At 62.9% G+C, this 26,676-nt stretch carries 26 protein-coding genes; 8 read left to right on the top strand and 18 right to left on the bottom strand.

The features are described 5' to 3' along the window. Position 1: 1 nt before the first annotated feature. The 3 genes from purF to ACI5KX_RS08105 all read left to right on the top strand — a co-directional run bounded on the left by purF (position 2) and on the right by ACI5KX_RS08105 (position 2,716). Positions 2–1,483, top strand: coding sequence for an amidophosphoribosyltransferase (purF, locus tag ACI5KX_RS08115; RefSeq protein WP_406810166.1), 1,482 nt, complete (start codon positions 2–4; stop codon positions 1,481–1,483). Between the two features lie 3 nt (positions 1,484–1,486). Further along, the gene (locus tag ACI5KX_RS08110) at positions 1,487–2,203 is read left to right on the top strand and encodes an SDR family NAD(P)-dependent oxidoreductase (RefSeq protein WP_406810165.1); all 717 of its coding nucleotides are present in this window, start codon (positions 1,487–1,489) and stop codon (positions 2,201–2,203) included. Positions 2,204–2,368: 165 nt separating this feature from the next. Beyond that, complete coding sequence (locus ACI5KX_RS08105) at positions 2,369–2,716, top strand: PilZ domain-containing protein (protein ID WP_406810164.1); 348 nt, start codon at positions 2,369–2,371, stop codon at positions 2,714–2,716. Positions 2,717–2,725: 9 nt separating this feature from the next. On the opposite strand, the gene ACI5KX_RS08100 is transcribed toward ACI5KX_RS08105, so the two are convergent. From ACI5KX_RS08100 to ACI5KX_RS08085, 4 genes are all read right to left on the bottom strand, one after another. Continuing rightward, positions 2,726–3,925 (bottom strand): serine hydrolase domain-containing protein, encoded by a 1,200-nt coding sequence (locus ACI5KX_RS08100; protein ID WP_406810163.1) that lies wholly within the window; start codon positions 3,923–3,925, stop codon positions 2,726–2,728. A gap of 29 nt (positions 3,926–3,954) precedes the next feature. Further along, positions 3,955–5,190 carry a class I SAM-dependent methyltransferase gene (locus tag ACI5KX_RS08095; RefSeq protein WP_406810162.1) on the bottom strand — a complete coding sequence of 412 codons (1,236 nt, stop codon included), beginning with the start codon at positions 5,188–5,190 and terminating at the stop codon, positions 3,955–3,957. Between the two features lie 52 nt (positions 5,191–5,242). Further along, positions 5,243–6,628, bottom strand: a complete 1,386-nt coding sequence (locus ACI5KX_RS08090; RefSeq protein ID WP_406810161.1) for a cryptochrome/photolyase family protein — start codon at positions 6,626–6,628, stop codon at positions 5,243–5,245. Positions 6,629–6,745: 117 nt separating this feature from the next. Further along, complete coding sequence (locus ACI5KX_RS08085) at positions 6,746–7,702, bottom strand: metal-dependent hydrolase (protein ID WP_406810160.1); 957 nt, start codon at positions 7,700–7,702, stop codon at positions 6,746–6,748. Between the two features lie 97 nt (positions 7,703–7,799). Here ACI5KX_RS08085 and ACI5KX_RS08080 point away from each other — a divergent pair, with 97 nt between their 5' ends. Both ACI5KX_RS08080 and ACI5KX_RS08075 read left to right on the top strand, forming a co-directional pair. Further along, positions 7,800–8,747, top strand: coding sequence for an alpha/beta hydrolase (locus tag ACI5KX_RS08080; RefSeq protein ID WP_406810159.1), 948 nt, complete (start codon positions 7,800–7,802; stop codon positions 8,745–8,747). A gap of 1 nt (position 8,748) precedes the next feature. Further along, positions 8,749–9,249, top strand: coding sequence for an RNA pyrophosphohydrolase (locus ACI5KX_RS08075; protein WP_406810158.1), 501 nt, complete (start codon positions 8,749–8,751; stop codon positions 9,247–9,249). Here the strand turns inward: ACI5KX_RS08075 and ACI5KX_RS08070 are convergent. The 7 genes from ACI5KX_RS08070 to ACI5KX_RS08040 form a co-directional block, all read right to left on the bottom strand. After that, positions 9,239–9,919, bottom strand: a complete 681-nt coding sequence (locus ACI5KX_RS08070; RefSeq protein ID WP_406810157.1) for a glutathione S-transferase family protein — start codon at positions 9,917–9,919, stop codon at positions 9,239–9,241. The two genes, ACI5KX_RS08075 and ACI5KX_RS08070, sit on opposite strands and share 11 nt — an antisense overlap. Positions 9,920–9,936: 17 nt before the next feature. Next, positions 9,937–10,431 (bottom strand): tetratricopeptide repeat protein, encoded by a 495-nt coding sequence (locus ACI5KX_RS08065; protein ID WP_406810156.1) that lies wholly within the window; start codon positions 10,429–10,431, stop codon positions 9,937–9,939. Positions 10,432–10,493: 62 nt separating this feature from the next. Further along, a complete protein-coding gene (locus ACI5KX_RS08060) occupies positions 10,494–11,672 on the bottom strand; it encodes an RsmB/NOP family class I SAM-dependent RNA methyltransferase (protein WP_406810155.1) in 1,179 nt (392 codons plus the stop codon). Then, positions 11,669–11,908, bottom strand: coding sequence for a hypothetical protein (locus ACI5KX_RS08055; RefSeq protein ID WP_406810154.1), 240 nt, complete (start codon positions 11,906–11,908; stop codon positions 11,669–11,671). The genes ACI5KX_RS08060 and ACI5KX_RS08055 overlap by 4 nt, the downstream gene beginning before the upstream one ends. A 6-nt stretch (positions 11,909–11,914) precedes the next feature. Continuing rightward, the gene (guaB, locus tag ACI5KX_RS08050) at positions 11,915–13,369 is read right to left on the bottom strand and encodes an IMP dehydrogenase (RefSeq protein WP_406810153.1); all 1,455 of its coding nucleotides are present in this window, start codon (positions 13,367–13,369) and stop codon (positions 11,915–11,917) included. Positions 13,370–13,476: 107 nt separating this feature from the next. Continuing rightward, a complete protein-coding gene (locus tag ACI5KX_RS08045) occupies positions 13,477–14,961 on the bottom strand; it encodes a M20/M25/M40 family metallo-hydrolase (RefSeq protein ID WP_406810152.1) in 1,485 nt (494 codons plus the stop codon). Further along, the gene (locus tag ACI5KX_RS08040; RefSeq protein WP_406810151.1) at positions 14,958–15,710 is read right to left on the bottom strand and encodes a 3-hydroxybutyrate dehydrogenase; all 753 of its coding nucleotides are present in this window, start codon (positions 15,708–15,710) and stop codon (positions 14,958–14,960) included. Before ACI5KX_RS08040 ends, ACI5KX_RS08045 begins: the two co-directional genes overlap by 4 nt. A 116-nt stretch (positions 15,711–15,826) precedes the next feature. Between ACI5KX_RS08040 and ACI5KX_RS08035 the strand changes: the two genes are divergently transcribed. Then, the gene (locus ACI5KX_RS08035) at positions 15,827–16,690 is read left to right on the top strand and encodes a neutral zinc metallopeptidase (RefSeq protein ID WP_406810150.1); all 864 of its coding nucleotides are present in this window, start codon (positions 15,827–15,829) and stop codon (positions 16,688–16,690) included. 64 nt (positions 16,691–16,754) lie between these two features. Here ACI5KX_RS08035 and creD read toward each other — a convergent pair whose 3' ends face one another. From creD to ACI5KX_RS08020, 3 genes are all read right to left on the bottom strand, one after another. Next, entirely contained in the window at positions 16,755–18,197 is a 1,443-nt protein-coding gene (gene creD / locus ACI5KX_RS08030) for a cell envelope integrity protein CreD (protein WP_406810149.1), read from the bottom strand. A gap of 156 nt (positions 18,198–18,353) precedes the next feature. After that, complete coding sequence (locus ACI5KX_RS08025; protein ID WP_406810148.1) at positions 18,354–20,000, bottom strand: M56 family metallopeptidase; 1,647 nt, start codon at positions 19,998–20,000, stop codon at positions 18,354–18,356. Further along, positions 19,997–20,386: a BlaI/MecI/CopY family transcriptional regulator gene (locus tag ACI5KX_RS08020; RefSeq protein WP_406810147.1), complete on the bottom strand. Its 390-nt coding sequence runs from the start codon at positions 20,384–20,386 to the stop codon at positions 19,997–19,999. The genes ACI5KX_RS08025 and ACI5KX_RS08020 overlap by 4 nt, the downstream gene beginning before the upstream one ends. Before the next feature lie 123 nt (positions 20,387–20,509). Between ACI5KX_RS08020 and ACI5KX_RS08015 the strand changes: the two genes are divergently transcribed. After that, positions 20,510–22,066 (top strand): esterase-like activity of phytase family protein, encoded by a 1,557-nt coding sequence (locus ACI5KX_RS08015; protein ID WP_406810146.1) that lies wholly within the window; start codon positions 20,510–20,512, stop codon positions 22,064–22,066. Here ACI5KX_RS08015 and ACI5KX_RS08010 read toward each other — a convergent pair. The 4 genes from ACI5KX_RS08010 to sdhC all read right to left on the bottom strand — a co-directional run bounded on the left by ACI5KX_RS08010 (position 22,029) and on the right by sdhC (position 25,790). Beyond that, positions 22,029–23,054, bottom strand: coding sequence for a C13 family peptidase (locus tag ACI5KX_RS08010; protein WP_406810145.1), 1,026 nt, complete (start codon positions 23,052–23,054; stop codon positions 22,029–22,031). The two genes, ACI5KX_RS08015 and ACI5KX_RS08010, sit on opposite strands and share 38 nt — an antisense overlap. A gap of 111 nt (positions 23,055–23,165) precedes the next feature. After that, on the bottom strand, positions 23,166–25,016 hold the full coding sequence (gene sdhA, locus ACI5KX_RS08005; RefSeq protein WP_406810144.1) for a succinate dehydrogenase flavoprotein subunit: 1,851 nt from the start codon (positions 25,014–25,016) through the stop codon (positions 23,166–23,168). Then, the gene (gene sdhD / locus ACI5KX_RS08000; protein WP_406810143.1) at positions 25,016–25,402 is read right to left on the bottom strand and encodes a succinate dehydrogenase, hydrophobic membrane anchor protein; all 387 of its coding nucleotides are present in this window, start codon (positions 25,400–25,402) and stop codon (positions 25,016–25,018) included. Before sdhD ends, sdhA begins: the two co-directional genes overlap by 1 nt. Before the next feature lie 4 nt (positions 25,403–25,406). Further along, positions 25,407–25,790: a succinate dehydrogenase, cytochrome b556 subunit gene (sdhC, locus tag ACI5KX_RS07995; protein WP_406810142.1), complete on the bottom strand. Its 384-nt coding sequence runs from the start codon at positions 25,788–25,790 to the stop codon at positions 25,407–25,409. Positions 25,791–25,895: 105 nt separating this feature from the next. Between sdhC and ACI5KX_RS07990 the strand changes: the two genes are divergently transcribed. Beyond that, the gene (locus ACI5KX_RS07990; protein ID WP_406810141.1) at positions 25,896–26,606 is read left to right on the top strand and encodes an SDR family NAD(P)-dependent oxidoreductase; all 711 of its coding nucleotides are present in this window, start codon (positions 25,896–25,898) and stop codon (positions 26,604–26,606) included. Positions 26,607–26,676 lie beyond the last annotated feature (70 nt).

Genomic DNA, 26,676 nt, shown 5'->3' with positions numbered 1-26,676 from the left:
CATGACGCATCCTTTCATGGATGCCGACGGCGACAAGCTGCGCGAGGAGTGCGGAGTTTTCGGCGCGATCAACGCTGCCGATGCCGCCGCAGCAACCGCCCTAGGGCTGCACGCTTTGCAGCATCGCGGGCAGGAAGCGGTGGGGATCACCAGCTTCGACGGAACCGATTTCTATTCGCGCCGCGGGCTCGGCCATGTGGCCGAGAATTTCTCTTCCTCGGAAGCCATTGCCGAACTGCCCGGCCACATGGCCGTCGGGCATGTGCGCTATTCGACCACCGGCGGATCCGGGCTTCGCAACGTTCAGCCGCTTTACGCAGAGCTTGCCAGCGGCGGCTTCGCCGTGGCCCACAACGGCAATTTCTCGAATGCGATGGCGCTTCGGAAAGACCTCGTTTCCAAGGGATCGATCTTCCAGTCCACTTCGGACACCGAAGTTATCATCCATCTGGTTGCGACGAGCCGTTATCCGACGATCGCCGACCGTCTGATCGACGCCCTCCGGCTGGTCGAAGGCGCCTATGCGCTCATCGTGACCACGCCCGAAGGCATGATCGCTTGCCGTGATCCGCTCGGCATCCGTCCGCTCGTGATGGGCAGGATGGGAGACGCCATCGTTTTCGCCAGCGAAAGCGTTGCGTTCGACGTTGTCGGGGCGGAATTGATCCGCGAAGTCGAACCGGGCGAGATGCTGCAGGTCGATTTCGCAGGCGAGATCAAGAGCGTGCATCCCTTCAGGAACCCCAGTGCCCGCCCCTGCATCTTCGAGCATGTCTATTTCAGCCGCCCTGACAGCATCTTTGCCGGGCAAAGCGTCTACGAAGCGCGCAAGGCGATCGGGCGGGAATTGGCGATCGAGGCGCCGGCCGATGTCGATCTCGTGGTTCCCGTTCCCGACAGCGGTGTGCCTGCAGCGATCGGATACGCCCAGCAATCGGGCGTCCCGTTCGAGCTGGGCATCATCCGTTCGCACTATGTCGGGCGCACGTTTATCCAGCCTTCCGACACCGCACGGCACTCTGGGGTCAAGCGCAAACACAATGCCAATCGCGGCCTTGTCGAAGGAAAACGGATCGTCCTGATCGACGATTCGATCGTGCGTGGCACCACCAGTCTCAAGATCGTCGAAATGATGCGCGATGCCGGCGCGAGCGAGGTGCATTTCCGTGTCGCCAGTCCGCCGACAGCGCACAGCTGCTTCTACGGAGTCGACACTCCCGAACGCTCGAAACTGCTCGCCGCACGGATGGAGCTTGAGCCGATGCGCGAGTTCATCAAGGCCGACAGCCTCGCCTTCGTCTCCATCGATGGTCTATATCGCGCTGTGGGATCGAAAGGCCGCGACAAGAAATGCCCGCAATTCTGCGACGCATGCTTCACCGGCGAATATCCCACCACCCTGACCGACCACAACATGGTCGAACAAAAGACCGCCGAATTGCCATTCGCCGACCACACCTCCAGCGATTCACGGGCCGCTTAATCCATGACCGAAACGAAACCGCTCGAAGGGCAGACTGCCCTCGTCACCGGCGCGAGCCGAGGCATCGGCGCCGCTACCGCCATCGCCCTGGCCGAGGCAGGTGCGCATGTCATTCTGACCGCCCGCAAGGTAAAGGCGCTCGAAGCCGTAGAGGATAGAATTCACGCGGCGGGTGGCACCTCGACCATCGCCCCTCTCGACCTGACAGAGGGCGACGCCGTGGCACGCCTTGCAAGTGCAATAGCTGGGCGCTGGGACACCCTGGATATCCTCGTGCTTTCCGCAGCATACTTGCCGGAGCTCACACCGCTTTCGCAGATCGATCCGAAGCAGTTCAACCAGGCGCTGATGACCAACGTCGTGGCGACGCAAGCATTGCTGGCCGGATTCGATCCTTTGCTGCGTAGGGCGAAAAATGGCCGTGTGATCGGCCTGACGAGTTCGGTCGGAGCGGCGCCCCGGTCCTTCTGGTCGGCTTACGGATCGACCAAGGCTGCGTTCGACAACCTTCTCGAAACCTACGCCGCCGAAGTCGAGAAACTGAGCCCGCTCCGGGTTGCGATCATCGATCCCGGCGCCACGCGTACCGAAATGCGTGCCCGCGCCTATCCCGGCGAGGACCCCGAAACGGTCAAGCCGCCCGAGGCGGTGGCAGAGCGGATAGTAGCCCTGTTGCAGGAAGATTTCGCAACCGGTCATCGCGAGCGGGTCGAAGGCTAGAATCGAAAGGGCGGCCATCCGCGCCCAAAAAATTTATCGCTAACGGCGTGTTAACCCTGTTTTGCAATCGATCAGCAAGGCTGATTGGCGAAGGTGGCTGCGACCAATGCACAAAGACCAACCGGCGAAGAGACCACATCGCTGATTGAAGAGGCTTACAAGCCAATGCCTACGGAACACGACATCTATCGCGTAGCGTCGCAAGAAGATCGCTGCGCACCGCGTACGAAGCTCACGATCCCTGCCACTTTGCGGGCATCGGGAGGACGCGCCTTCCAGAGTGTGGTGCACGATCTTTCCATCTCGGGATTCTCCGCCGCCTCGATCAACCGGATGCATGAAGGACAGGTCTGCTGGCTGACGCTGCCCGGCCTCGAATCGCTCCAGTCCGAAGTGGTGTGGTGGGATAACTGCATCGTCGGTTGCGCCTTCACCGAGCTGCTGAGCCCGATCGTGCACGACAACATCCTGCAGCGTTACAGCAACACCGGGATCTATCGCACCGCGATCTGATCGCACTGGTCAGTCGGTCGCCGCGGCGATCTTCCCGACCATCCGAAACCACCGACCACGGTTTGGACCGGTCGCGGCCGGCCAGTTGCTGACGATGGCCACCACGAGATCTTCGCTCGGCACGATCGTAATCGATTGACCGAAGATGCCTTGCGCACCGAAGCTGCCTGGATAGACCCACCATTGATAGCCGTAGCCAAAGCCGGGGCGCTGTTCAAAATCGACAAGCGAATCCCCGGCTTCGGCGAACCATCCTTCCGGAACCACCCCGTCCCCGCCTTCGAGCGCAAATTGCCCCATGCGCGCATAGTCCGATAGTCGCAGCGACAGGCAGCATCCGCCGATATTCCCGCCGCGCGGATCGGTCATCCAGAACAGACCGCCTGCAAAGCCGGCAGGCCCGACGATCTTCTCCTGCGCGTATTCTGCAAGCGGCATACCGACGGCATTTTCGACAAGCAGGCCGATGAGATTCGTCTCGCCAGTCTTGTAGACCCACTTCTCGCCCGGCGGCGCTTCGCGTTCGAGTGTCTTCATCTGCGCAACGATGGCTTCCGGACCGTATTCGACGACATAGCGGTTCATCTGCGCCACATCGCTGTTCGGATCGGTGTAGTCCTCATTCCACGCAACGCCGCTGGTCATCGTCGCAATCTGGCGCACCGTGACCGCATCGTAAGCAGTCCCTGCGAGGTCCGGAATATACTTCGTCACCGGGTCGTCGAGGCTTTCGATGAAGCCATCCTTCAGGGCCGCTCCGAGCAGCGTCGAGGTGAAGCTCTTGGCAACCGAGAAACTGGTCCATCGGTCGGCCGCGCCAAGACCCAGACGATACTCCTCAAATCGGACTTTGCCCTCCTTCAGAACCATGACCCCCGCCGCATTGCTGCTGGCCATGAGTTCCCGGATTTCCGTCTGAAGCTCGGTGCCGAGTGGCGCTCCGGCCGGAAGTGGGCGGGTTTCGCTGGCAGCAGGAACCTCGTGTCCGGCGAACCAGTTCTCCATGTCGCGAAACCTCTCGGCACGCTGGGCATCGCTCCAGAAAAGCACCTGCAACTCGGATTGGTCGCGCTCGGGCGGAGTGACCATCTCGACTGCGGTCAGTTCGGGAGTTGGCTCGGCTGCTGCATCGAGGCTTTGATAAGAACCTGCACATCCGGCCAGTACCGCGGCAAGGCCCGTTGAAATCAGCAAACGGCGAAGTGTCATGAATCTCTCCTTTGGGCCCTGGAGCTAGCCTAGGCTTTCACCAGCGTCACCTGATGCACATCGATATTCCCGGCAAGAAACCCGCCCTCGCAATAGGACAGGTAATAGCGCCATAGCCGGATGAATCGCTCGTCGAAGCCCGGTGGAAGACGATCATCTTCCAGCGCCCGGTCGAAACGTTTGCGCCATTCGTGCAGGGTCGCGGCGTAATCGCGACCAAAGCTCGTTTGGTCGCGCCATTCGAGTCCGCGCTCCTCGGCCAGCGCGCGGAACTCGCTCGATTTGATCAGCAGTCCGCCGGGAAAGACGTAGGCCTGGATGAAATCGGCCGACCCAGCATAGGCTTCGAAAAGGTCGTCCGCCATCGAGATATACTGGATTGCTGCGCGCCCGCCGGGCTTGAGGTTCCGGGCGACGCAATCGAGGAAGGTCGGCCAGTATTCGCGGCCTAAGGCCTCGACCATTTCGCAGCTGGCGATGGCATCGAATGGCTCATCGACATCGCGATAGTCCTGCTTGCGGAAATCGATTTCTGGTGAGCGAGCGCGGCGGGCATAATCGAGCTGCTGGTCGGACAGGCTGATAGCGGTGACCTTGGCGCCGGATTGCGCGATCCGTTCGGCAAGAGCGCCCCACCCGCACCCGATCTCGAGCACTGTCTCTGGATTGCCGAGCCGCTCCACCAGCGCATCGATCTTGCGATCCTGCGCCGCATCGAGCCCGTCCTCGCCATATTCGAGCGCGCTCGAATAGGTCAGCCCCGGATCGAGCCACTGCTCGTAGAAATCATTTCCGAGATCGTAATGTGCGGCGATGTTGCGCACCGAACCCGCACGGTCGTTGCGGTTGAACCTGTGTGCCTGCCGCGCCACCCAGCGGAACCATCCCGAACTGCGCGCGGTGCCGCCGAGCGTGCGGGCGTTGTCGGACATCAGCGCGAACAGGTGGGCATGATTGTCCGCCTCCCATTCTCCCGCCTCGTAAGCCTGATACCATCCTACCGAGCCGCTGGTCGCAAGCCTCAGCAAAGCACGCCAGTCCTTGAGCCGGATTTCGACCTCGAAGCCGGGAGAGCGTCCACCCAGAACGCGGGTCGTGCCGTCCGGCAGATGCGCTGTCATCGAACCGCGCTCCAGCCCGGCATCGACCTTGTCGAGTATGTTGCGAAAGCCCGGCGCGAATATCCGCGAGAAGAAGCCCGGCTGCGGCGCAAACCGCGCGCCGCCGCTCAACAGCGGCTCTCCTCTCATCCCCTGTGCAGTCATGCGGGTCAGTTAATCGCGCAGCGGCGCGCTGGGCAAGGAATTTGGGGCTTTCCTACCCGTCTTTCATCGCACGATAGGCTTCGAGCGCCCGTTCCCGACCTGCTTTGTGCGCGATTACCTTCTCCGGATAATCGCCGCGTTTCTCATCGGAGGGATCGTGGATGCTTTCGTCATCGAGATTAGCGAGTTCGGGCACGTAGGTGCGAATGTACTCCGCAGCGTCGAACTTCTCCGACTGGCTGAGCGGGGCCATGATGCGGGGAAACATGTTCGAATCCACGCCGGTGCCCGCGACCCATTGCCAGTTGGTTGCATTCGATCCGTAATCGGCGTCGACCAGCGTATCCCAGAACCACTGTTCGCCCTTGCGCCAGTCGATCAGGAGATGCTTGATGAGGAAGCTCGCGGCAATCATCCGCACGCGGTTGTGCATCCACCCGGTCTGCCACAGCTGGCGCATTCCGGCATCGACGATCGGATAGCCGGTCATACCCTTCTGCCATGCCTCGAGATCGCGCGCGGCGGCCTCGTCCGTTTCGGGATCGCGCCATTCGAGCTTGTCGAAATCCTCGCGGTAGTTCTCGCTTGGATAGGCTGGGAATTGCGCGATGACGTTCTGCGCATAGTCGCGCCAGACGAGCTCGCTTTCGTAACTGTCCCAACCCTCAGAGCGTTTGTGCTTCAATGCATGCCAGATCTGCACGGGGGTGATCTCGCCGAAATGGAGATGCGGCGAAAGGCGCGAGGAGCCGTCGACGCTGGGCAGGTTGCGGGTGTCTTCGTAGTCGGCGACGTCGTCTTCCCATTCGGCGAGACGCCGATGCGCAGCCTCCTCGCCGACCTCCCAGAAATCCGCGATCCCGCCCGACCAGTCGGGATCGGTCGGGAGCAGCTTCCAGTCGGCAAGCTCGTCGCTCGAAGGCCAGCTGTCGGGCGAGGACAGAGTTTCGGGCTCGGGCACCACCTCACGCGGAGGGAATTGCGTCTTCATCGCTTTGTAGAACGGGGTGTAGATCTTGTATGGATCGCCCGATCCGGTGGTGACGTGGCCCGCGGGGAATAGATAGTTCCCGTCATGGAGTTGCAGCTCGAGTTCGTCGTCCAGCTTGCCCTGCGCCTTGCGCCACCACGGCTCGTAATGGCGGTTGGCGTGGACAGTCTTTGCTCCGGTCTCGTCGGCGATCCTGAGCAATTCCTCGACCGCATCGCCGCGCCGCAGGATCAGCTTCGCGTGGCGCTTGGCCAAGCTCTTCGAGAGGCTTTCGAGAGAATGGTGCAACCACCAGCGCGACGCGCCGCCATATGCGTGATGCGCGGCGGCCTCATCGTCGAGCACGTACACTGCGACCAGCGGACCGAGCTTGGCAGCTTCGTAAAGGGCGGGATTGTCGGCCATGCGCAGGTCGCGCCGCAGCCATACGATTTGGGGAGAACTCAATACCACCTCCGATCACCCTGAGCCTGTCGAAGGGTTGTTGTTCACTTCCCGCGCGGTGCTCTATCAACGGCAGTCCTTCGACAGGCTCGGGACGAGCGGGATATGAGGAGAATGCTGTCAGCGCGAGGGAAGTTCCTCACATTCCACATCGGGGAGCGCCACGGAGAACCGATCGCGGGCGCGCGGGTCGTAGAAGCGCGCGTCGCGAAGGATCACCGAGCCATCCTCGAAGCGCTCGGCAAAGGGCGCGCGAGACCAGAAGAGGAAGGCGTCGAGTTGGGTGTCATTCCGCCGCTCCACAACCAAGTCGGGCAAACTACAGTTGGCTTCGGAAAGCGGCGCAACCTCGGCAAGACTTCCGGGTGTGTAAATGCCACCTTCCCAGACGCGTCCTGGACGCTTGAACAACACTTCCCGGTCCCAAAAGCTGATCGGGGTCGGGCTGACTATGACCTTTTCGTAAGGCCCAAGTGTGTATGGCCCATTGGCTCCGGCATATACTGTTTGCGTCCAAAGCCAGTTCACACCGATATATGCGAGCCCCATCGCGATCGCGATCCGCGCAGGCCGCATCCAGTTGCCGCCGCGTTTCTCTTTCCTCGCCGACCACCACCATGCGCCGATCAACAGCGCCCACAGCCAAACATCGATGATGAACAGCGCGTCGCCGTAAAACCACTGGCTAGAAAACGGTTCGAGCAGTCGAATGCCGTAAACGTTCATCCAGTCGAGCGCCGGGTGGGTCAGGCAGCCGATAAAGCTCAGCAGGAACAGCCATTTGAAGCTCACCGGCAGCCGACCCGCGGGCCGCTTTCCGCGCTTCGCCTGCCAGCGGTCGAAGCCCCACAGCAGCCCAGCGAGCACCAGCGGCAGCAGCACCATTGCAGGCGGGCCGTGCGTGATGCCGCGCCGGAAGCCGAGATGCTCGGTCCCCTCCATCCAGAAAAAGCATGCCGCATCGATATCGGGCAGGTTCGCGCCGATGATCAGCGCGGGCATGGCAAGCCCGGTCTTTGTCTTGAGGCCCGCCTGGCCGAGCACCGCGCCGACGAGGCTGTGGGTCAAATTGTCCATGAATTCAGCGCCTAGCTGCGAGACCTCCTCAAAGCGAGTGGAAATGCGTCGCAACACCCCCTATCCCGTCGCGAAAGACCATGGGGAGACACATTCGATGACCGACACTGCGCCCTACATCCGGCCCGACATGAAAGCCTTCCTCGATGCCCTCGCTGCGATGGGCGGGCCCAAGATCACCGAAATGACGCTGGAAGAAGCGCGCACGTCGTTTGTCGCGCTGCATGGAATGGCCGACCGCCCTCCACGGGAGTTGGCGGTCATCAAAGATCTCAAATGCTCCGGGCCTGCAGGAGATATCCCGCTTCGTTTCTATGACGCACGCGAAGACCGCGAAGCGGGGCCGATCATCTCCTATTTCCACAGCGGAGGATATGTGATCGGCGACCTCGAGACGCACCACAGCCTGTGCACCGAAATCGCGGCGCTGGTCGACCTGCCACTGGTCGCCGTCGATTATCGCCGCGCACCGGAACATCCTTTTCCCGTTCCGGTCGAGGATTGCGAGGCGGCGGCGCGCTGGATCGCCTCGGGGCCTGCGGAACTGGAACGCAAAGCGACCGCGCTGATCACCATGGGAGACAGCGCGGGCGGCAACGCAACCATCGTCGTAGGACAGCAGCTTGCAGCAAAGCCCGCCGATGTCCCCATCATCCTGCAGGTCCCTCTTTTCCCGCTCGCGAGCGATGCAAGGGGGTCCTCCAGCCTCGAGCAATTCGACGACGGCTACATCCTCACCAAAGCGGCGGTCGAATTCTTCGATGCCGCTTATGCCCCCGACCGAAGCGATCCGCGCGCGATGCCGATCCTCGGCGACCATTCGAACGCGCCGCCGACTGTACTCGTCACCGCCAGTCTCGACCCCATTCGCGATTCCGGGCGCGACTACGCAAAGGCGCTGGCAGATGCGGGACGCGATTTCGTGTTCCTCGAGATGAAGGGCGTGACCCACAGCTTCACCAACCTGCGACAGGCCGTCCCAAGCACCCAGGATGACCTCGAGCGCGTCATCGCAGCGATGAAGTTCATGCTGGAAGTGTCCTAGAGTGAGTATCGACCCCGAAAGCCTCCCCTACCGACCCTGCGCGGGATTCATGTTGGCCGACCAGCGCGGTCACGTATTCGTCGGCGAGCGCATCGATCCGCGCGCGCACGGCTTCTGGCAGATGCCGCAGGGCGGAATCGATCCGGGCGAGGACCCGCGTACCGCAGCGCTTCGCGAGCTCGAAGAAGAAACGGGGATCGGCAGCGATCTCGTCGAGGTGATCGCTCCGGCTTCACGGCCGATGTATTACGACCTGCCACAGGACCTCATCGGCAATGTCTGGAAAGGGCGTTTTCGCGGGCAGGTCCAGCATTGGTATCTCGGGCAGTTCCTGGGCCAAGACACGCATATCGATCTCAACGCTCACGATCCGGCCGAATTCCATGCCTACCGCTGGGTACCGCCGATCGAGCTTCCTGAACTGATCATCCCGTTCAAGCGCGCCGTCTACACCGAGTTGGTGGCGGAATTCGCCCCGCTGATAGAGAAGCTCACTCGCTGAAACGGAAAGCGATGTGCGGGCGATCGTCCTTGGCGCGTGCCGCGATGAAAGACGGTAACGCCTCGATCCGGTCGAACCACGCATTGATGTTCGGGTACTTGCCCGCAAACGTCCCTTTGTCGCGCGCCGCATACATCGGATAGACCAGAGTGATGTCGGCCGCGGTCAGGTTGTCACCGCCGAAGAACGGCAGTTTGCCGAGATCGCTCTCCATCAATTCGAAAAGCGTATCGAGACGCGGATTGACGAACATCGCTCGGACCTTGCCGAAAATCGCCTTGAGCAGCGCGCTGATCGGCCACGGGGTGCGGGATTCCAGCAGGGTCAGCACCATGGCAATCCCCTGCATCGACATCAGCGATCCCTGTGCTGCGTGGAACCAGAACAGGTGCCGCGCACGGTCTTTGTCGCCCGCCCCGGGCCGCAGGGTGCTGTCGGGATGTGAATCGAGGATGTAATCGATGATCGCGTTGCTCTCCGCCAGCACCAGATCGCCATCGGTGACGACCGGCGCAGTGCCCAGCGGCGACAGCGCCTTGTATTCATCCGGCGCGAGATTCGTCTCGGGATCGCGATTGTAGCATTTGAGCTCATAGGGCGCGCCGAGCGCCTCTAGCAGCCACAGCACACGAAAGCTCTGCGAGTATTCGAGATGGTGAAGAGTCAACATTAACGGACTCTCCGAGTTCAGTTGGTGGAAGCGGTCGACTCGGGGGTTTCCGCTGCGAGGCGAGCGGGAGAACCGGCCGCGATCACGCCTTGCAGCGCCAGTGTCTCGGGGCAATTGGAGCCGCACAGGCTTTCAAGCCGGGCGAGGTTGCGTTTGGCCTTTTCCAGCGCGCCTTTCTCGACCAGCGCTTCGCCTTCGCCGGAGATGGCAGCGAAATTATCCGGATCGCGGTCCAGCGCCTCGCGGTAGTATCGGATCGCCTTGCCCTGCAGCCCGTCCTGCCGCGCGGCCTCCGCCAGTTCGAGGAATATCGGAGTGTATCCGGGATCGATCGCCAGCGCGGCTTCGAAGGCATCGATAGCCTCCTGTGTGTCTCCGGCAGCGAGCAGTGCCTTGCCCTCGACAATCAAATCTGCGGCGCGCGGATCGGCATCGCGGTCCCCTGCATGCGTCACGCTCGCGGTCGTTACGAGCAAAAGTGACAAAGCAGCGGCGGCGGGCGCGAAACGCATGATCAGCTCCTTGATTGCAGCAAGCCGGAAAGATGAAGGCTTAGCCATAACACCTAAGGCTATCATGCTGAACGCAGGATGGCGATAAAAAACCCGTCCGTGCCGTCGTGGAACGGGTCGAGGCGGATTCCCTCTCCGCGCGGGGTGCCGAGCGGTAGATCGGGGCTTTCGGGTCGCCAATTCGGGTGGCGTTCGATGAAGGCCGCGACCCGGTCCGCGCCCTCTACATCAAGCAGTGAGCAGGTCACGAAAGCGACCCGTCCGCCGGGCCTTGTCAGTTTCGCCGCGATATCCAGGAGCCGGTCCTGCAGTTGGGCATAACGTTCGAGGCTCGCCGGCGTCAGCCGCCATTTGGCTTCAGGTTTGCGGCGCCAAGTGCCCGTCCCCGAACAGGGTGCGTCGACGAGAACCAGATCGCCGCTGGCCCCATGCTCTGCGAGCATTTCGAGCTCGGCTCCGGGGTTGAGAAGCACCGTCTCGATGATCCCTGCCCCGGCCCTATCGGCACGGGGTGCGAGTTTCGACAGCCTCCCGCGATCGGTGTCGCAAGCGATCAACCGCCCCCTGTTCTCCATCTGCGCGGCCAATGAGAGCGTCTTGCCCCCGGCCCCGGCGCACAGGTCGATCACGGTTTCGCCCGACCGTGCCGCCGCGGCCGTACAGGCGAGCTGGCTGCCATGGTCCTGCACTTCGATCAGGCCGTCCTTGTAGGCGGGCCATTGCTCGACCTGCGTTCCTGCTTCGAACCGAAGCGAATTGGGCGCTGCGAGAGCCTCGCCCGCATCTGGCAGTTCCAATCCGTCCCGATGGGCCTTCAGAGTATTGACACGAACGTCCAGCGGAGCGCGATCGAGCAGCGCCGAAACGCTCTCCCTATCGAGGCCTGATTGCGCGAGCGCCTCGACCAACCATCGGGGCGCAACGCCCGCTTGGGCCGTTGCTTCACGCTCGCGAACAGGCTCGGGAGCATGCGGCGTACCGTCGAAAAGCGCGGCGATTTGTGGGTCCGCTGCCGCCAAGCCGAGCATCGCCATACGTCCGCTCTCCGGGATCTCGCCGCAGTGCCGGATCGCCCGGTACACCAGCTCCCGCACTGCACGGCGGTCCTTCGATCCGGCGTACCGACGCTGCTTGAAATAGGCGGCGATCAGGCGATCCGCCGGAGCGCCTTCGCGCTTGGCGGCGTCTATGACCTGATCGAGAAGTTCGATTGCCGCTTGGACACGCGCGGCGGGTGTCATCGGCCGCTATCGGGCGCGCGGCGAACCTCGATTCCTCGCTCGTGGGGCACGCATTTCCAAGCGAACTCGCGCCCATCCGGTCGGCTATCTGCGCGGAGCCGGGCGATTTCCTCTCCTGCGGAAATACATTCGGTCTCGCCCAGGAACAGTCGCTGCTGGACCTCCATCGTGCGCTGCGGATCGTCGACAGTCCACGACATCAGCAACAGGAGGAAAGGAACGTAAACTTCGACCATGCTCGCTTACCGTGTCGGGTAATTCGGGGCTTCGCGCGTGATCGCAACGTCGTGTACGTGGCTTTCCGACAGTCCGGCATTGGTGATGCGAACGAACTGCGCGCGTTGCTTGAGATCCTCGATCGTGGCCGAACCGGTGTAGCCCATCGCGGCCTTGATCCCGCCAACCAGCTGGTGAACCACATCCGCCGCCGGACCCTTGAACGGCACCTGCCCTTCAATGCCTTCGGGAACGAGCTTCATGGCGCTTACGTCCTGCTGGAAATAGCGGTCCGCACTGCCGCGAGCCATCGCGCTGACGCTGCCCATGCCGCGATAGGCCTTGTAGCTGCGCCCCTGGTAGAGGAACACTTCGCCCGGGCTTTCGGTGGTGCCTGCGAGCATCGATCCGACCATTACGCTCGATGCTCCCGCAGCGAGCGCCTTGGCGGCATCGCCCGAAGTGCGAAGGCCGCCATCGGCGATCACCGGAACGCCCGACTTGGCGGCTTCTGCGGCGCTGTCCATGATTGCGGTAAGCTGCGGCACGCCGACGCCAGCGACCACACGGGTGGTGCAGATCGAACCAGGTCCGATCCCGACTTTCACCGCGTCCGCCCCTGCATCGATCAGCGCACGCGTCGCTTCGGCGGTGGCGACATTGCCAGCGATCACCTGCACCGAATTGGAGAGTTTCTTCGCGCGCTCCACCGCCTTGGAGACGTCCTTGTTGTGCCCATGGGCGGTGTCGATGATGATTACGTCGACTTCGGAATCGATCAGCGCTTCTGTCCGCTCGAAACCTTTGTCTCCCACAGTCGTCGCCGCCGCCACGCGCAATCGGCCTGCACTGTCCTTGGTCGCGTTGGGATAGGTGACCGCCTTTTCGATATCCTTGACCGTGATGAGACCGATGCAGCGGTAATCGTCATCGACCACCAGCAGCTTTTCGATCCGCCGCTGGTGCAGCAGCCGCCGTGCTTCTTCCTGCGAAGTGCCGAGCGGGACCACAGCGAGGTTTTCGGTCGTCATCAGCTCGCGCACCGGCTGCCTCGGGTTCTCGGCAAAGCGAACGTCGCGATTGGTCAGGATGCCGACCAGCTTTCCGCCTGCGTCCGTCACCGGAATTCCGCTGATGCGGTGCTGATCCATCAGCGCCTGCGCATCGCCCAACACTGCATCGGGGCTGATCGTGATCGGATTGACCACCATCCCGCTCTCGTAACGCTTCACCGCGCGCACGGCGGTGCACTGCTCGCTTACATCGAGATTGCGGTGGAGCACGCCGATACCGCCAAGCTGGGCCATCGCGATCGCCATGTCCGCTTCGGTTACGGTGTCCATGGCGGAGGAGAGGATCGGGATGTTGAGCGCGATCTCGCGAGTCAACTGGGTGCGGGTGTCAGCCATGCTGGGCATGACGTCGCTTTCCGCCGGGCGGAGAAGAACGTCGTCAAAGGTGAGGCCGAGGGGAATGTCCATGTGCACGTGCTTTCGTCTGCGCTGTGAGCCTTGGGGGAGCGAATCGTGCACGTCCCTGTAGGGCGGCTTGGCCGCAAGCGCTAGGCCCCGCCACGGGGCTTTCGACGTTATTCTGCAGCGGGTGGCGAATAGGTCGCGGTATCGGCAAAGCGCCGCACGAGTTCCTCGTGCAACAGCAGATCGTCGATCGCTCCGCCAAGCTCGATGATGTCCAGCTCGTCGCCGGGCCGATGGTAATCGCTCGAAAGATAGGGTCCGAGCACGATTTCCGACCCGAAGGACGTCGAAAGGAACACCGCCGGCACGCCCTCCTGCAACAGCGCCCAGCCATCCTGCCGTTGCAGGAACCGCTCCGCAAAATCCTTGCTGCCTAGCTCGCGGCCGGCCTGCTGCATCACTTCAAGAATGACCGGGTCGAGCGGTGTCCGCCCTTCCCCGACGAAACCCACCGAACTGCCCTGCGGAGCGACCGCGACCGTATCGAAGTTGAACACGGCTACGATCGATTCGAGCGGCACCGGCGGAGCCTCGGCAAAAGCCTTCGCCCCGAGGAGACCCGATTCCTCGGCGCTGGTCGCAAGGAAGTAGATATCGCGGTCGTAGGGACCGGTCGCCGCGAGCCTGCGGGCCAGCTCGATCATCACCGCGATACCGCTGGCATTGTCGACCGCGCCGTTGCAGATGCGGTCCTCGTCGTCTTCGCTCCCGCATTCGCCGAGATGATCCCAATGGCCCATGAGCACGACCGCCCCAGAGCCGGGTTCAAGGCCGGGCAACTTGCCCAGAACGTTGTAGCTGGTGAATTCGCGGCGCTGCGAAGCCGCTTCGATCGTGGCCTCGGCATCGATCTCTACAGGTGCGAAACTCTCTTCGCCTGCATAATCGACCAGCTGTTGCCAGCCTTCCCCCAAGGCCTGCGTCATGGCGGCATCCGTAACGAAGGCAGTCAGTGATGCATCGGCCTCGCTCTCCAGCTGGATCCGTTCGCGACCATAGGCGCGGTTCAGCCGCTCGATCGAGGCTTCATCCTCGACCACGGTAATGATCGCGGCCGGACCCTTCTCGAAAAGGATGCTGCGCCGCTGCGGGCTCACGCCGGGTTCACCCAGCATGACGACCACGCTGCCGGAGATCTCCTCGGCCGAGACCCCTTCGGCCTCGCGACCGACGAAGACCAACTGCTCACTATCGACCAGTTCGCGGCGGCGGTCCGTGAACGCCGCTGCATTGGCCTCGTCGAGCTCGGTCTCGCGGCGCCCGGTGCGGATTACCAGACGGCTGGTGAAGGCCTGCGTGCTGACCAGTTCGACCGGAGCGCGCCAGGCGCTGCCCGGATCGTTGGTGCCGGATACGAGCCCCGCATTCTGCAGTTGCTCGGTGATGAAGGCCACTGTGCGTTCTTCCCCGAGGGTGCCGGGCTTGCGCCCGCCGAATTCGTCGCTGGCAAGGACCTCGATGTCCCGCATCAGGCGGGTTTCTATAGCGGTGCGCTCTTGTGCAGGCACGCTGGCGATCGGCGCCCCGCCCGCGCAGGCGGAAACGACCAGAAGCGCTGCAAGCGCGAGCCCCCGTTTGACCCCCCATGCGATCATTCGGCCGTCCAACCTCCGTCGATGCTCCAGTTCGCGCCGGTCACATTGCCGGCTTCCTCGCGGCACAGGAACACGGCGAGCGCGCCGACTTCCTCGGGCTGGACGAATTTCTTGGTCGGCTGCTTAGCGAGGAGGACGTCGTTGATGACATCCTCACGCGATAGGCCGCGGGCCTTCATCGTATCGGGGATCTGCCCCTCGATCAGCGGCGTCCAGACATAACCGGGGCTGATGCAGTTCGCGGTGACCCCGGTCTGTGCGAGTTCGAGCGCGATGGTCTTTGTAAAGCCGTCGATGCCGTGCTTGCTGGCGTTGTAGGCACTCTTGAACGGCGAGGCAGTCTTCGAATGCGCGCTGGCGGTATTGATGATCCGGCCCCAGCCCTTTTGCTTCATCGCAGGGACCGCAAGCCGCGTGGTGTGGAAGGCTGCGGTAAGGTTGAGCCCGATGATCGCATCCCACTTGTCGACGGGGAAATCCTCGACCGGCGCAACATGCTGCATCCCCGCATTGTTGACGAGGATGTCGACGGGGCCGATCTCGGCAATCATCGCTTCGATTGCCGCAGGATCGAGAAGGTTGGCGCCGTTGAAGTCCGCGCCGAGCTCATCGCGCAGTTTCGCGATCTCCTCTTCGTCGCCAAATCCGTTGAGTACGAGCTCCGCCCCCTCGGCGTGCAGCGCACGCGCGATCGCAAGCCCGATGCCCGAAGTCGATCCGGTTACCAGTGCACGCTTTCCCTTGAGCATCGCCGACAACTCCTTCAAACCATTTACGCGCATGCCATTGCGAACCGCGCGGCGTGTGTCCAGCAAAATGGCGTCCCCCGCATCGCGGGCGACCGGCATAGAGGGAGTGATGCACGTTGCGGCTCAACCGGTTCGACACATCCAAGATCAAAGTCCGTTCGAGCAGGAGCGGTGGTCGCGTAGGCCGCGCAGGCGGCATCGGCTGCGGCACGATCGTCATCGCGATCGTCGCGGCGCTGGTTCTCGGGGTCGACCCGATGCAAACCATCGGCGCGATCCAGGGCACACAGCAAGGCGCGCCGCAGTCGCAGACAGGCGACCTTACCGAAGAGCAGATCTGCACCAGCGGCCCTTATGCGCAGGAAGCGTGCAATGCGCTGACCAGCCTCAACGAAACATGGGAGCCCGAATTCGCGCGGGCGGGCATCGCGTTTCGCCAACCGGTGCTCGATCTCTATCGCGACGGCCGCGTCAGCACACAGGGGTGCGGCAATGCGTCTTCGGCGGCGGGTCCATTCTACTGTCCCGCCGATCTCGGCATCTACATCGACATTTCGTTTTACGACCAGCTGGCGCGCATGTCGGGCACCGGGGGAGACTTCGCACGGCTTTATGTGATTGCTCACGAATACGGGCACCATATCCAGAACATGACAGGGCTCGCCAGCCAGGTGCGTAGCCTGCAGCAGCGCAATCCGCGCGAGGCGAACCAGCTGCAGGTGCGCATGGAACTCCAGGCCGATTGCTACGCAGGGGTGTGGGCCGGCAAGAATGCCGACCTGATCGAGCCCGGGGACCTTGAGGAAGGGATGCAGGCGGCGAGTTCGATCGGAGACGACACGCTGCAACGCCGCGCGGGCCAACGGATCAATCCCGAAGGCTTCACGCACGGAACGAGCGCCCAACGGATGGAGGCGCTTCGGCGCGGGCTCGCGGGCGCCGATGACAGCGTCTGCGACATCTATTTCGATTTTGGATGAATGAAGAGCAAGGGCCGGAACGGCGCTGTGCCGCCCCGGCCTTCGATTTCAGGCGTCGACGACGTCAGGCCGGAGAACCCGAGTATTCCTTTCCGCCGTCGAATTCGGATTCGCCTGACTTGTCGCCGAGACCGACTTTCGACCATTCGATGTTTCGGGTCCCATACATCACCCCGGCGAGCGCGAAGAACAGCATCAGCGATCCGATCACGAGCGACCACGCTTCTAGGTTGAGCAGAACGTAAAGCACCGCATAAAGGCCGGCGAGCAACCCGCCGATCATTCCCGCGCGTTTCCATCCGCCGAGCACCGCCGCACTGTAGCTTGTGAGCAGGCCGATGATCGCCGCACTTGCGGTGACATAGGCCCAGACGAAGCCGATCATCTCGGCGAATGCGGTCAACATCACAAAAAACAGGATCAGTCCCGCCCCGGTGAGCAGGTATTCCGCCGAAGCCACTCGCGCGCCCGCGACAATGTCGAACATCAGGAAGGCGAGGAAGGTGAAGCCGATGAACAGGAAGCCGTATTTGAGCGAGCGTTCGATCTGCTTGTAGAGATCGACCGGTTCGACGAGGCGAATGGTTGCGAGTTCCTCTCCTCCGCCCATCGGCATCTCGCCATAGAATTCCGACGTGTTCCAGTCCTCGGTGCTTGCGGACGCGTTCGGCAGGCCCGGCTGGTCGGTGCGCACCAGCGACTGACCGATGGCAAGGTTGGAAATCGACCACTTGGCCGAAAAGCCATCCGCGCCGACTTCGCGATCGCTATCTCCCGGCAGGAACTTTCCGGCGAAGCTGGGATGCGGCCAGGTCGAACGGGCCGAGAAATTGCTTTCCTCACCCCGCGGAACCATGCCGAATGCGCTGCTGCCGCGGATCGCATAGTCGAACGCGACTTCGAGAGGCTCACCTTCGCTCCAGTCCACGAAACCATGGACACCGGTGCCAGACTGTCCTGCACCAAGTCCCGGACGCAGGTCGAGTGCCTCGCCGCCCGCTTTGAGAGTGGCATTGGTTTGCAGCCCGCCCGGGTCGGAGATCGGCAATTGCAGCCATGCCTCTTCGAGCAGCAATTGATCCCGCTCGATGCCGAAGCGATTCAGATCGTCGGGAATCTCGAACCGTGCCGATCCCTTGATCGCGGCTTCGTAGACCACGAGTTGATGGATGATCCCGCGGCTGCGCACTTCGGGTGCGATCTCGGTGTCGATGTCCTGAACTTTTGGAGAGAGGTAAAGCGTGTCGCGAACCTCGGTACGGCGAGTGATGGTCTTTCCGTCGACCACCTCGCTGGTTTCGCGAATGTCCGTATAGGGGAGCACCAGCAGCGGACCCGAGACCACCTGGGCACCGGCCCATCCGGCGGTAATCGACTGCTGCGCGACGCGGGCCTGGTGCTGGCGATCGCTCACCAGCCAGTAAACCATGATCAGGGGGATCATCAGGGCCGCTCCGACCAATCCAACCAGCAGCAATTTGACCCCGGGGCTTCGTTCTTCTGCCATCACTCGTCCTCCTGTGTGTGAGACGAGTCGTGCATTATGAGCGATGAAATGAATTCGAAATGAACTCTTCCAAAGCGAGGCGGCGGGCCCGCAATACGCGCCCGCCGCCTTGTCTACAAAGCCATGCTTATGGTGTTCGGGTAATCCGGATCTGGATCACCCCTTGTCCTTGCCCCATTCGGCAATCTGGCGATCGAGTTCCCTGAGGACTTCCTCGCGCATCTCGCCCTCAATTTGGGAATCCTTGGCGATCGCCTCGCGCGCTTTTTTCAGACCCTTCAGCGCCCTGGCCATGACCTTGCTTTGGCACAGATACACGGTCTTCGCGTCGCCCTCTCCCATCCTGATCGTCGCGACTTCGTCGGTTCCGCCCCGGCACTCCATTTTTACGACAGTGCGGCCACCATCTTTCGCATCGCTAGTGTGAATCTCGACCATGGCCCTTTCGACTTTCTTCATCGCGCCTTCGATCTCTTCATCGACGTCTTCGAGCTCCTCGCGCAGTTCGGCCATTAGCTTTTCACGCTCTTCGGCACTCAGTCTCTCACCGTCGCTGACGACCTTGAACTTGCCGATTTCGACCCGCGTCCGTGCGCCCTCGCCCTCATCCTCGTCTCGGAAAACGAGGACGCTTTCCTCGGTGGTCCACTCTCCGGTTTCACCGGTACCTGGATCGATTTCCACAATGGCCGCCGTTTCCGGTTGAGCGGGCGGCGCGGGTGCATCGGGAGCTTGCGGCGCTTCCGGAGCCGTCGGAGCGAGCGGCGCTTCCGGCGCACTCGGTGCCTCGGGTACTTCGGGCGCGGTCACCTCGGCATAGGTGATCGATGCAGTCAGAGGCAGCGCCAGTGCGGCGGCCCCGAGCAGGGCGCGGCCGGTCCAGCGGCGACGCGGGGTAGTGTCTGACATGTTCAGGCTCCTCAAACGATGGATTATGGATTTATCGCCGAGCACGGGGCACGCCATCGGCGCGGCCAGCGCGACATTGGGGCCAGCGGCGACGCTGGCGATAAGACTGGCATAGGCGACCCGCTCTTCGGCAGGCTTGCGTGCAACCACTCGGGCATCGCAGGCCGCTTCCTGGTCGCGCCGCAGCGCGAGCCAGCCATAGCGGCCGAGCGGATTGAACCAGTGCAGCGCAAACAGCGGCTGCACCGCAATGTTGATCAGCAGGTCCTTGCCATCGTGGTGCGCCAGCTCGTGCGCCAGGGCGAGATCACGCGCGACAATGTCGTGCTGCGCCATGAAACCTTCAGGCAACGCGACGACCGGATCGAGAACGCCGAACGCCAGCGGTGTCTGCGTTCCCGGCGTTTCGACGAAGCGTACCTTCCCCGAGCGACCGACTTCGCGAGCGCCTTCGAGCAGTTGTCCGCGCAATTTGAAATAGCTCCCGAACCGCAGCCAGAGAAAAATGGCAGCGCCGATCAGCCATACCGCGCATCCGATCTCCACCAGCGGTGCTGCCTCGAGAAGGGATGACGGGGTAAACGGTAAGGTCCAATCGGTCGCTGCCGCTCCCGATCCCGGAGAAATTCCGTCCATTCCCGCATGTGTCGCAACAGGAGTGTCGGTTTCCGCGATCTGGAGAGAAACGTCGTTTGTCGCCGGTTCGATCGCCTTTTCGGGGGCGAGCCACGCCGGCAGGGTGATGGGCGGCAGGATGAGGCGCGCCATCGGCAGCGCCCACAAGGAATAGGCTACTTGCGGCCCGAACCAGCGCGCAACCGGGCGCCGGACGAGCAGGACCAGAGCAATGAGCGCCGCGGTCCACACGAGCGTGTCGAACATCCACTGGGTCATTGCTTCAGCTCCTTCAACAGAGCTTCGATTTCGGCGAGATCATCCTCGGTCAGGGCCTCGGATTCGGCGAGATGCGCCACCAGTGAGGCGGCTTTTCCTCCGAACAGGCGGTTGACGAGGCGGCGCGACTCCGTGCCGAGATAATCGGCGCGCGCCATCACAGGGCTGTAGAGATAGCGGCGGCCATCGGGGCGCGTTTCGATCGCTTGTTTCTGGACGAGCCGCGAGAGCAGCGTCTTGACCGTCGGCAGGCTCCACCCGCGCGCTTCGCAAACCGCATCGCACACTTCGGCAGCCGTGGCCGTGCCGCGGTCCCAAAGCACTTCCATAACGGCGTGCTCGGCCTCGCTGATACGTTCCGGGGATTGATCGTCGGACTTGCTCAAGCCAGCCTCCCGTCTGCTTGATTACACCTGTAGTCATATCGACTACGAATGTAAACATTAAGCCCGGATGAATATCGCCCCTCCCCCCTTGTTCTTCTGCAAGCGGTCGATATCACCGGACGAATGACTTACCGATCCGCCATTCTTTCCGTATTTGCGGCCCTCGCCGTAGCATTGTCACCAACGGCGAGCGCCGAAGAATTCTTTCTCGAAACGGTGCCCGTGGATCTCGACCCGTCTGATCTTGACCGCGAGCAATTCGACGGACTTATCTATAGGGGAGGTGTCGAAATCCGCCCCGGAGAGGCTGAGATCGGCGGCATTTCGGGGCTCGAATGGCACGAGGGCAAGCTCTACGCGGTGATGGATGACGGCCGCTGGCTGATCCTTACGCCCGACGAAATCGGCGGCAAACTGGTCGATATGATCGGTGCCGAAACAGGCCCTTTGCTCGACCAACGCGGCAAGCGCCTGCGCGAAAAGGAAGAGGCGGATGCCGAGGGCCTGACCCGATCGGACACCGATGGTTGGCTGGTCAGCTTCGAACAGGATCACCGGATCTGGGGCTATCGCGACTTTGCATCCGAAGCGACCGCCCTTCCCTTCACCACCGAAGGGATGCTCGCCATCACCGAGCCGAACAAGGGGCTGGAAGCACTCGCCCGTTATCCGGAGGGGCTGTTGCTGTGTGCCGAGATCGCCGTTCCAGATGAACCGAACTGCATGCGGGTCGATGGCAATGGCGCTCGGTCTTTTGCCATTGCGCCACCAAGACAGCTGGCGGAGCACGGCGGCGCGCCGACCGATGCCGCCTGCGGAAGCGACGGAACCTGTTATGTGCTCTTCCGCAGCTACCGTCCTGAAGAAGGCAACCGCGCGGCGATCGTGCTGCTTCCACCCACGGGCGATCCCGAAACCATTGCAATTCTCCTGCCGCCACTTGCGCTCGACAATTTCGAAGGGCTGGCGGTGCGCGAAGAGCCGGGACGCACCTACCTCTATCTCGCGTCCGACAACAATTTCTCGGGCAGCCAGCGCACGCTGGTCATGAAGTTCGAGGTGATTGCGGCTGCCGATGACACCGCCTTGGCACCGCCGCCCGCGACCGAAGTCGACAACACCGAATATGACACGGTCAACGTCGTGCTCGAGACCGAGCTTGGCGACATCACTATCGCGCTCGAAACCGAACGCGCGCCGATCACCGCGGGCAATTTCCTGCGCTACGTCGACGAGGACCGCTTCGACGGCACGGCGTTCTACCGCACGATGCGGCTCGACCGCGAGCCCCGCCCCAACGGCTTGATCCAGGGAGGCACGCGCTGGGACCCCGATCGGGTGTTGCCCGGCATACAGCACGAGCCCACCACCCAGACCGGGCTGAGCCACACCAGCGGCGCACTATCGATGGCGATGGGCGAACCGGGCACCGCGAACGGCGATTTCTCGATCATGTTGCAGGACCAGACCGGGCTCGACGCACAACCGGGCTCCGACGATCCGGTGTGGAAGAACGGCTATGCGGTGTTCGGATACGTTATCGAGGGGATGGACATAGTCGCCGCAATCCATGCCGCGCCGACCGATCCGGAGCTCGGCGAAGGAGCCATGAAAGGTCAGATGATCGCCGAGCCGATTACGATCATCGACGCCCGGCGCGTCGAGGATCCGGCGAAGTAGTCCTGCCATCGCCGATCGCCGGACGGCCCACAGGTGCGGTGGCGACCTGCGGCATCCGGCTTTCCAGTTCACCGAGCCAGCTCGACACATTACCGCCGACCGATGTCTGCGGAAGCGAGGCGAGCAGCCGCCGTTCCGTCTCCCACACCGCGATCTGGCGGGTGGCCTCACTTGCGGCTGCTTTCAGCGGCTGCGGCTTGCGCAGCGCGTTGTTGATCAGCGCATCGCCGTAGAACGTCCAGTCGTTCTCCGCTTCGCAGCCGAACGAGCTGCGCTGCGACGAGGCGGCAGTCAGGATCGCGGTGTCGGGACTGGCAAGCTCGGGCACGAACACGCCCGAATAGCACGCGCTGATAATCAGCAGGCGACGGGTGATCCCGACCTCCTCGAGCACCTGGCGGAGCCGCACGGGCGAGAAAATGCCGTAGACTGTGTCGCCGTAGTGATTGACGAGACCGAGCTTCGCCCCGTGACTGGTTGTGTAGAGCACCAGCACGTCCTCGGACGGGTCCATGATCTCGCCGATATGCGCCAGGCTCAGCAGCAGCGACCGGATCGAGCCTTGGGGAAGATCGTCGCGGGTTCCGTCCGGACCCGCCAAAGTCAGCGTGCGCCCTGCCCCGTCATAGCGGCGCGAGAGCACCCTGCCGGCCTCACGCGCCTCTCGGGCAAAGACCGGGTCGCTGTCGAGCGCAATGGTGAGAACAAAGGCATCGACAACCCCCGGGCGCTGCGGCGCGAGCGCATCGAGCGCGGCCGAGAGCCGACGGTTCTGTTCGAGCATTTCCTTCGCCGGAACCCCGCGCTGCATATGCGGCGCAAGCTCGAAACTGCGCATTGCTTCCGCCCGGTTCTTGCCGGTGGAAAGGTTGGGAAAAGGCTCGGTATGCTCGGGCGGTTGATTGGGGTTGCCGTCGCGCTCCTGTGCCGACGACGGAGATGCGAGCAGCATAACAGCGGCGAAGCCGACAAGAGCGCGACGTTTCATGCGGCAAAGCTGCCCGCGAGTGTCGTGCGGGTCAAGCCGACAATGGTCATTGGCCCAGGAGTGGTCGCCGCCGAGCCTCACCCGGCCAGCGCGGCACCACATCTCTGCGGATCAATACACACGCGCCTTGGGCTTGATGTACTCGGCATCGTCGGTGAGCGTGTATTCGTGCACCGGGCGATAGTCGATCTTGATCTCGCCGCCATTGCCGCCCCAGCCTTCGAACCAGGCGATGGTGTGCTTCATCCATTCTTCATCGTTGCGATCGGGGAAGTCCTCGTGCGCGTGCGCACCGCGGCTTTCCTTGCGGTTCGCCGCAGAAGCCATGGTCACGTTCGCTTGCGCCATGAGATTGTCGAGCTCGAGCGTTTCGATCAGATCGCTGTTCCAGATCAGCGACTTGTCGGAAACGTGGATGTCCTCCATCCGCTTGTTCTGCTCGGCCAGCTGCTTGACGCCTTCGTCCATCAGCGCGGTGTCGCGGAACACGGCGGCGTGCTTCTGCATCGCCTTCTGCATGTCGGCGCGGATTGCCGCCGTCGGCGAGCCGCCCTCGGAATAGCGGAAGTGGTCGACGCGGCCGAGCGCAAAGTCTGCGCTGTCGGCGGGAAGTTCGGGCTGGCTGTCGCCCGGCTTGATATTGTCCTTGAGGTGCAGCCCGATCGCGCGGCCGAACACGACGAGGTCGATCAGCGAGTTGGAGCCGAGGCGGTTCGCGCCGTGGACCGAAACGCACCCGGCCTCACCCGCGGCGTAAAGCCCCGGAACGACATGGTCGGGATTTCCGTCCGGGCCAAGCGTCACCACCTGCCCGTGATAGTTCGTCGGGATGCCGCCCATGTTGTAGTGCACTGTCGGCGTCACCGGCAGCGCTTCGCGGGTCAGGTCGACCCCGGCGAAGATCTTGCCGCTTTCGGTGATGCCCGGCAGGCGCTCGGCGAGAACCTTGGGATCGATGTGATCGAGGTGCAGGTGGATATGGTCGCCATCCGGGCCGACGCCGCGCCCTTCGCGCATTTCGAGCGCCATCGAACGCGAAACGACATCGCGCGAAGCAAGGTCCTTGGCCGAAGGCGCATAGCGCTCCATGAAGCGTTCGCCTTCGCTGTTCGTCAGGTATCCGCCCTCGCCGCGCGCGCCCTCAGTGATGAGCACGCCCGCCCCGTAGATTCCGGTCGGGTGGAACTGGACGAATTCCATATCCTGCAGCGGCAGGCCGGCACGCAGCACCATGCCGCCGCCATCGCCGGTGCAGGTGTGCGCGGATGTCGCGGTGTAATAGCAGCGGCCATAGCCGCCGGTCGCGAGCACCACGCTCTGCGCGCGGAAGCGGTGGATCGTGCCATCATCGAGGCACATCGCCATCACGCCGACGCACTTCTTCTCGCCATCGACGTCCGCCATGATCAGGTCGAGCGCGAAATATTCGATGAAGAAATCGGCGTCGTATTTGAGGCTCTGCTGGTAAAGCGCGTGGAGCATCGCATGCCCCGTGCGGTCGGCGGCAGCGCAAGTGCGCTGTACCGGCGGGCCTTCGCCCATGTTCTGCATGTGGCCGCCGAACGGGCGCTGATAGATCGTCCCGTCTTCGTTGCGGCTGAACGGCACACCTGCGTGTTCCAGTTCGTAGACCGCCTGCGGTGCTTCGCGCGCGAGATATTCGATCGCGTCCTGGTCGCCGAGCCAGTCGGCACCCTTCACCGTGTCGTACATATGCCACGACCAGTGATCGGGCGTGTTGTTGCCGAGCGAGGCGGCGATGCCGCCCTGCGCTGCGACGGTGTGCGACCGGGTCGGGAAAACCTTGGAGATATTGGCCGTGCGCAGGCCCGCTTCGGCCGCGCCCATGGTCGCGCGCAGGCCCGAACCGCCCGCGCCCACGACCACCACGTCATAAGTGTGATCGACGATAGTGTAGGCGCCTTTGAGCGCGCCATTGGCATTATAACCTGTCGTAGCCATCAGGCCTGACCTCCGAATGCGAGAGTGGCGACGCTGAAGATCGCGAAGGCGCCCCCGCCGATAACCGCAATGTTGAGCGCCATCAGCGCTGCGAATTTCGTGCCCGAATTGTGGACATAGTCCTCGATCAGGACCTGAAGCCCCATCCGGGCATGGGCGAACAGGCTGATCACCAGCAGGATCATCGCGGTCGCCGAAATCGGGTGCGCGATCCACTGTGCGACCGAGGCATAGCCGTAGTCGCCCAGCAAAAGCAGGCTGACGATGAACCAGCTCATCAAAACAAGATTGCTGATCGCGGTGAACCGGTGGGCGAGCCAGTGATGCGCGCCGTCATGCGCCGATCCGAGCCCGCGAACGCGGCCGATGGAAGTTCCGTTACCCATGTCCTCAGCTCCCCAGCAGCAGGTAAGCCCAGAGGGCGATGGTCAGAATAAGGGCAATCACCGGCGAGGCGATCGACCAGAAGCGGTTGGCGTCGAGCTCGTAACCCGCGCCGATATCGAGCACGAAGTGCCTGAGACCGCTCATCAGGTGGGTGAAAAATGCCCAGCTCAGGCCGACCATCACGACATAACCGATCGGTGAGGTCATCGCTCCGGTGAAAATCTCGTAAGCGCCGGGCCCGCTCGCGAGAGCGCCCAGCCACCAGACGAGGACGCCCAGACCGACCAGCGCCATCCCGTCGCCGGTTGCGCGGTGCAGGATCGATACCAGCATGTGCGGTCCCCACCGCCATATCTGGAGGTGCGGTGATAGCGGTCTTTGGCTCATGATTATCCCGTTTATGCCTGTTTGCCCCACCCACTTAGCGGTCTTGTCGCATGAGGCAAGCGTGTGACGCTCGACTCGGCTTGCAAAGTTTTGGATAGAGGCTGCATGAGTTTCATTCTGATCACGGGAACAAGCCGCGGGATCGGCGCCTCGGCACGCACGGCGCTCGAAGCGCGCGGGGAAAAAGTCATCGGGCACAGCACCCGCGCGCTCGATGCGAACACGATAGCGGCGGATTTCTCCAATCCGGGCGCCGCCGACTTCCTGTGGGAAGAGGCGATGGACCGTTCGGGCGGGCAGATCGCGGCGGTGATCAACAATGCCGGTCTGTTCGAAGCGAACCGGCTCGACCGTTCCGACATCGAGTGGCTCGATGCGTGGGAAGACACACTGCGCATCAACCTCACAGCCGCTGCGCAATTGTCCCGCTTTGCGGTGCGCCACTGGCAGTCGCGCGGAACCGGCGGACGCCTTGTCCATGTCGCCAGCCGTGCGGCCTATCGCGGCGACTCGCCCGCGCACTGGCATTATGCGGCGGCGAAGGGCGGGATGGTGGCGATGCACAAGAGCATTGCACGCGCCTATGCAAATGAGGGCATCCTGAGCTACGCGATCACGCCGGGCTTCACCGATACGAGCATGGCGGGCGACTATCTGGAAAGCCGGGGTGGCCCCGGCCTGCTCGCCGATATCCCGCTGGGCCGTGTCGCCGAACCCGAAGAGATCGCGCGGATAATCGAATTCTGCGCGCTCGATGCCCCGCCGAGCATGACCGGCGCGGTGATCGACGCCAATGGAGCGAGCTTTGTCCGGTAACACCCAAACAATGGCCGCGCTTCTGGCCATCACGCTAGGCTCCTGCGCGAGCGCCCCGGCTGAGCCTTCC

It is taken from the genome of Erythrobacter sp. GH1-10 (assembly GCF_045363165.1).
In the GTDB taxonomy this organism is placed as follows: Bacteria; Pseudomonadota; Alphaproteobacteria; order Sphingomonadales; family Sphingomonadaceae; genus Erythrobacter.
The sequence above is the reverse complement of the archived record's forward strand: the minus strand, read 5'-3'. Positions and strand labels throughout refer to the sequence as shown.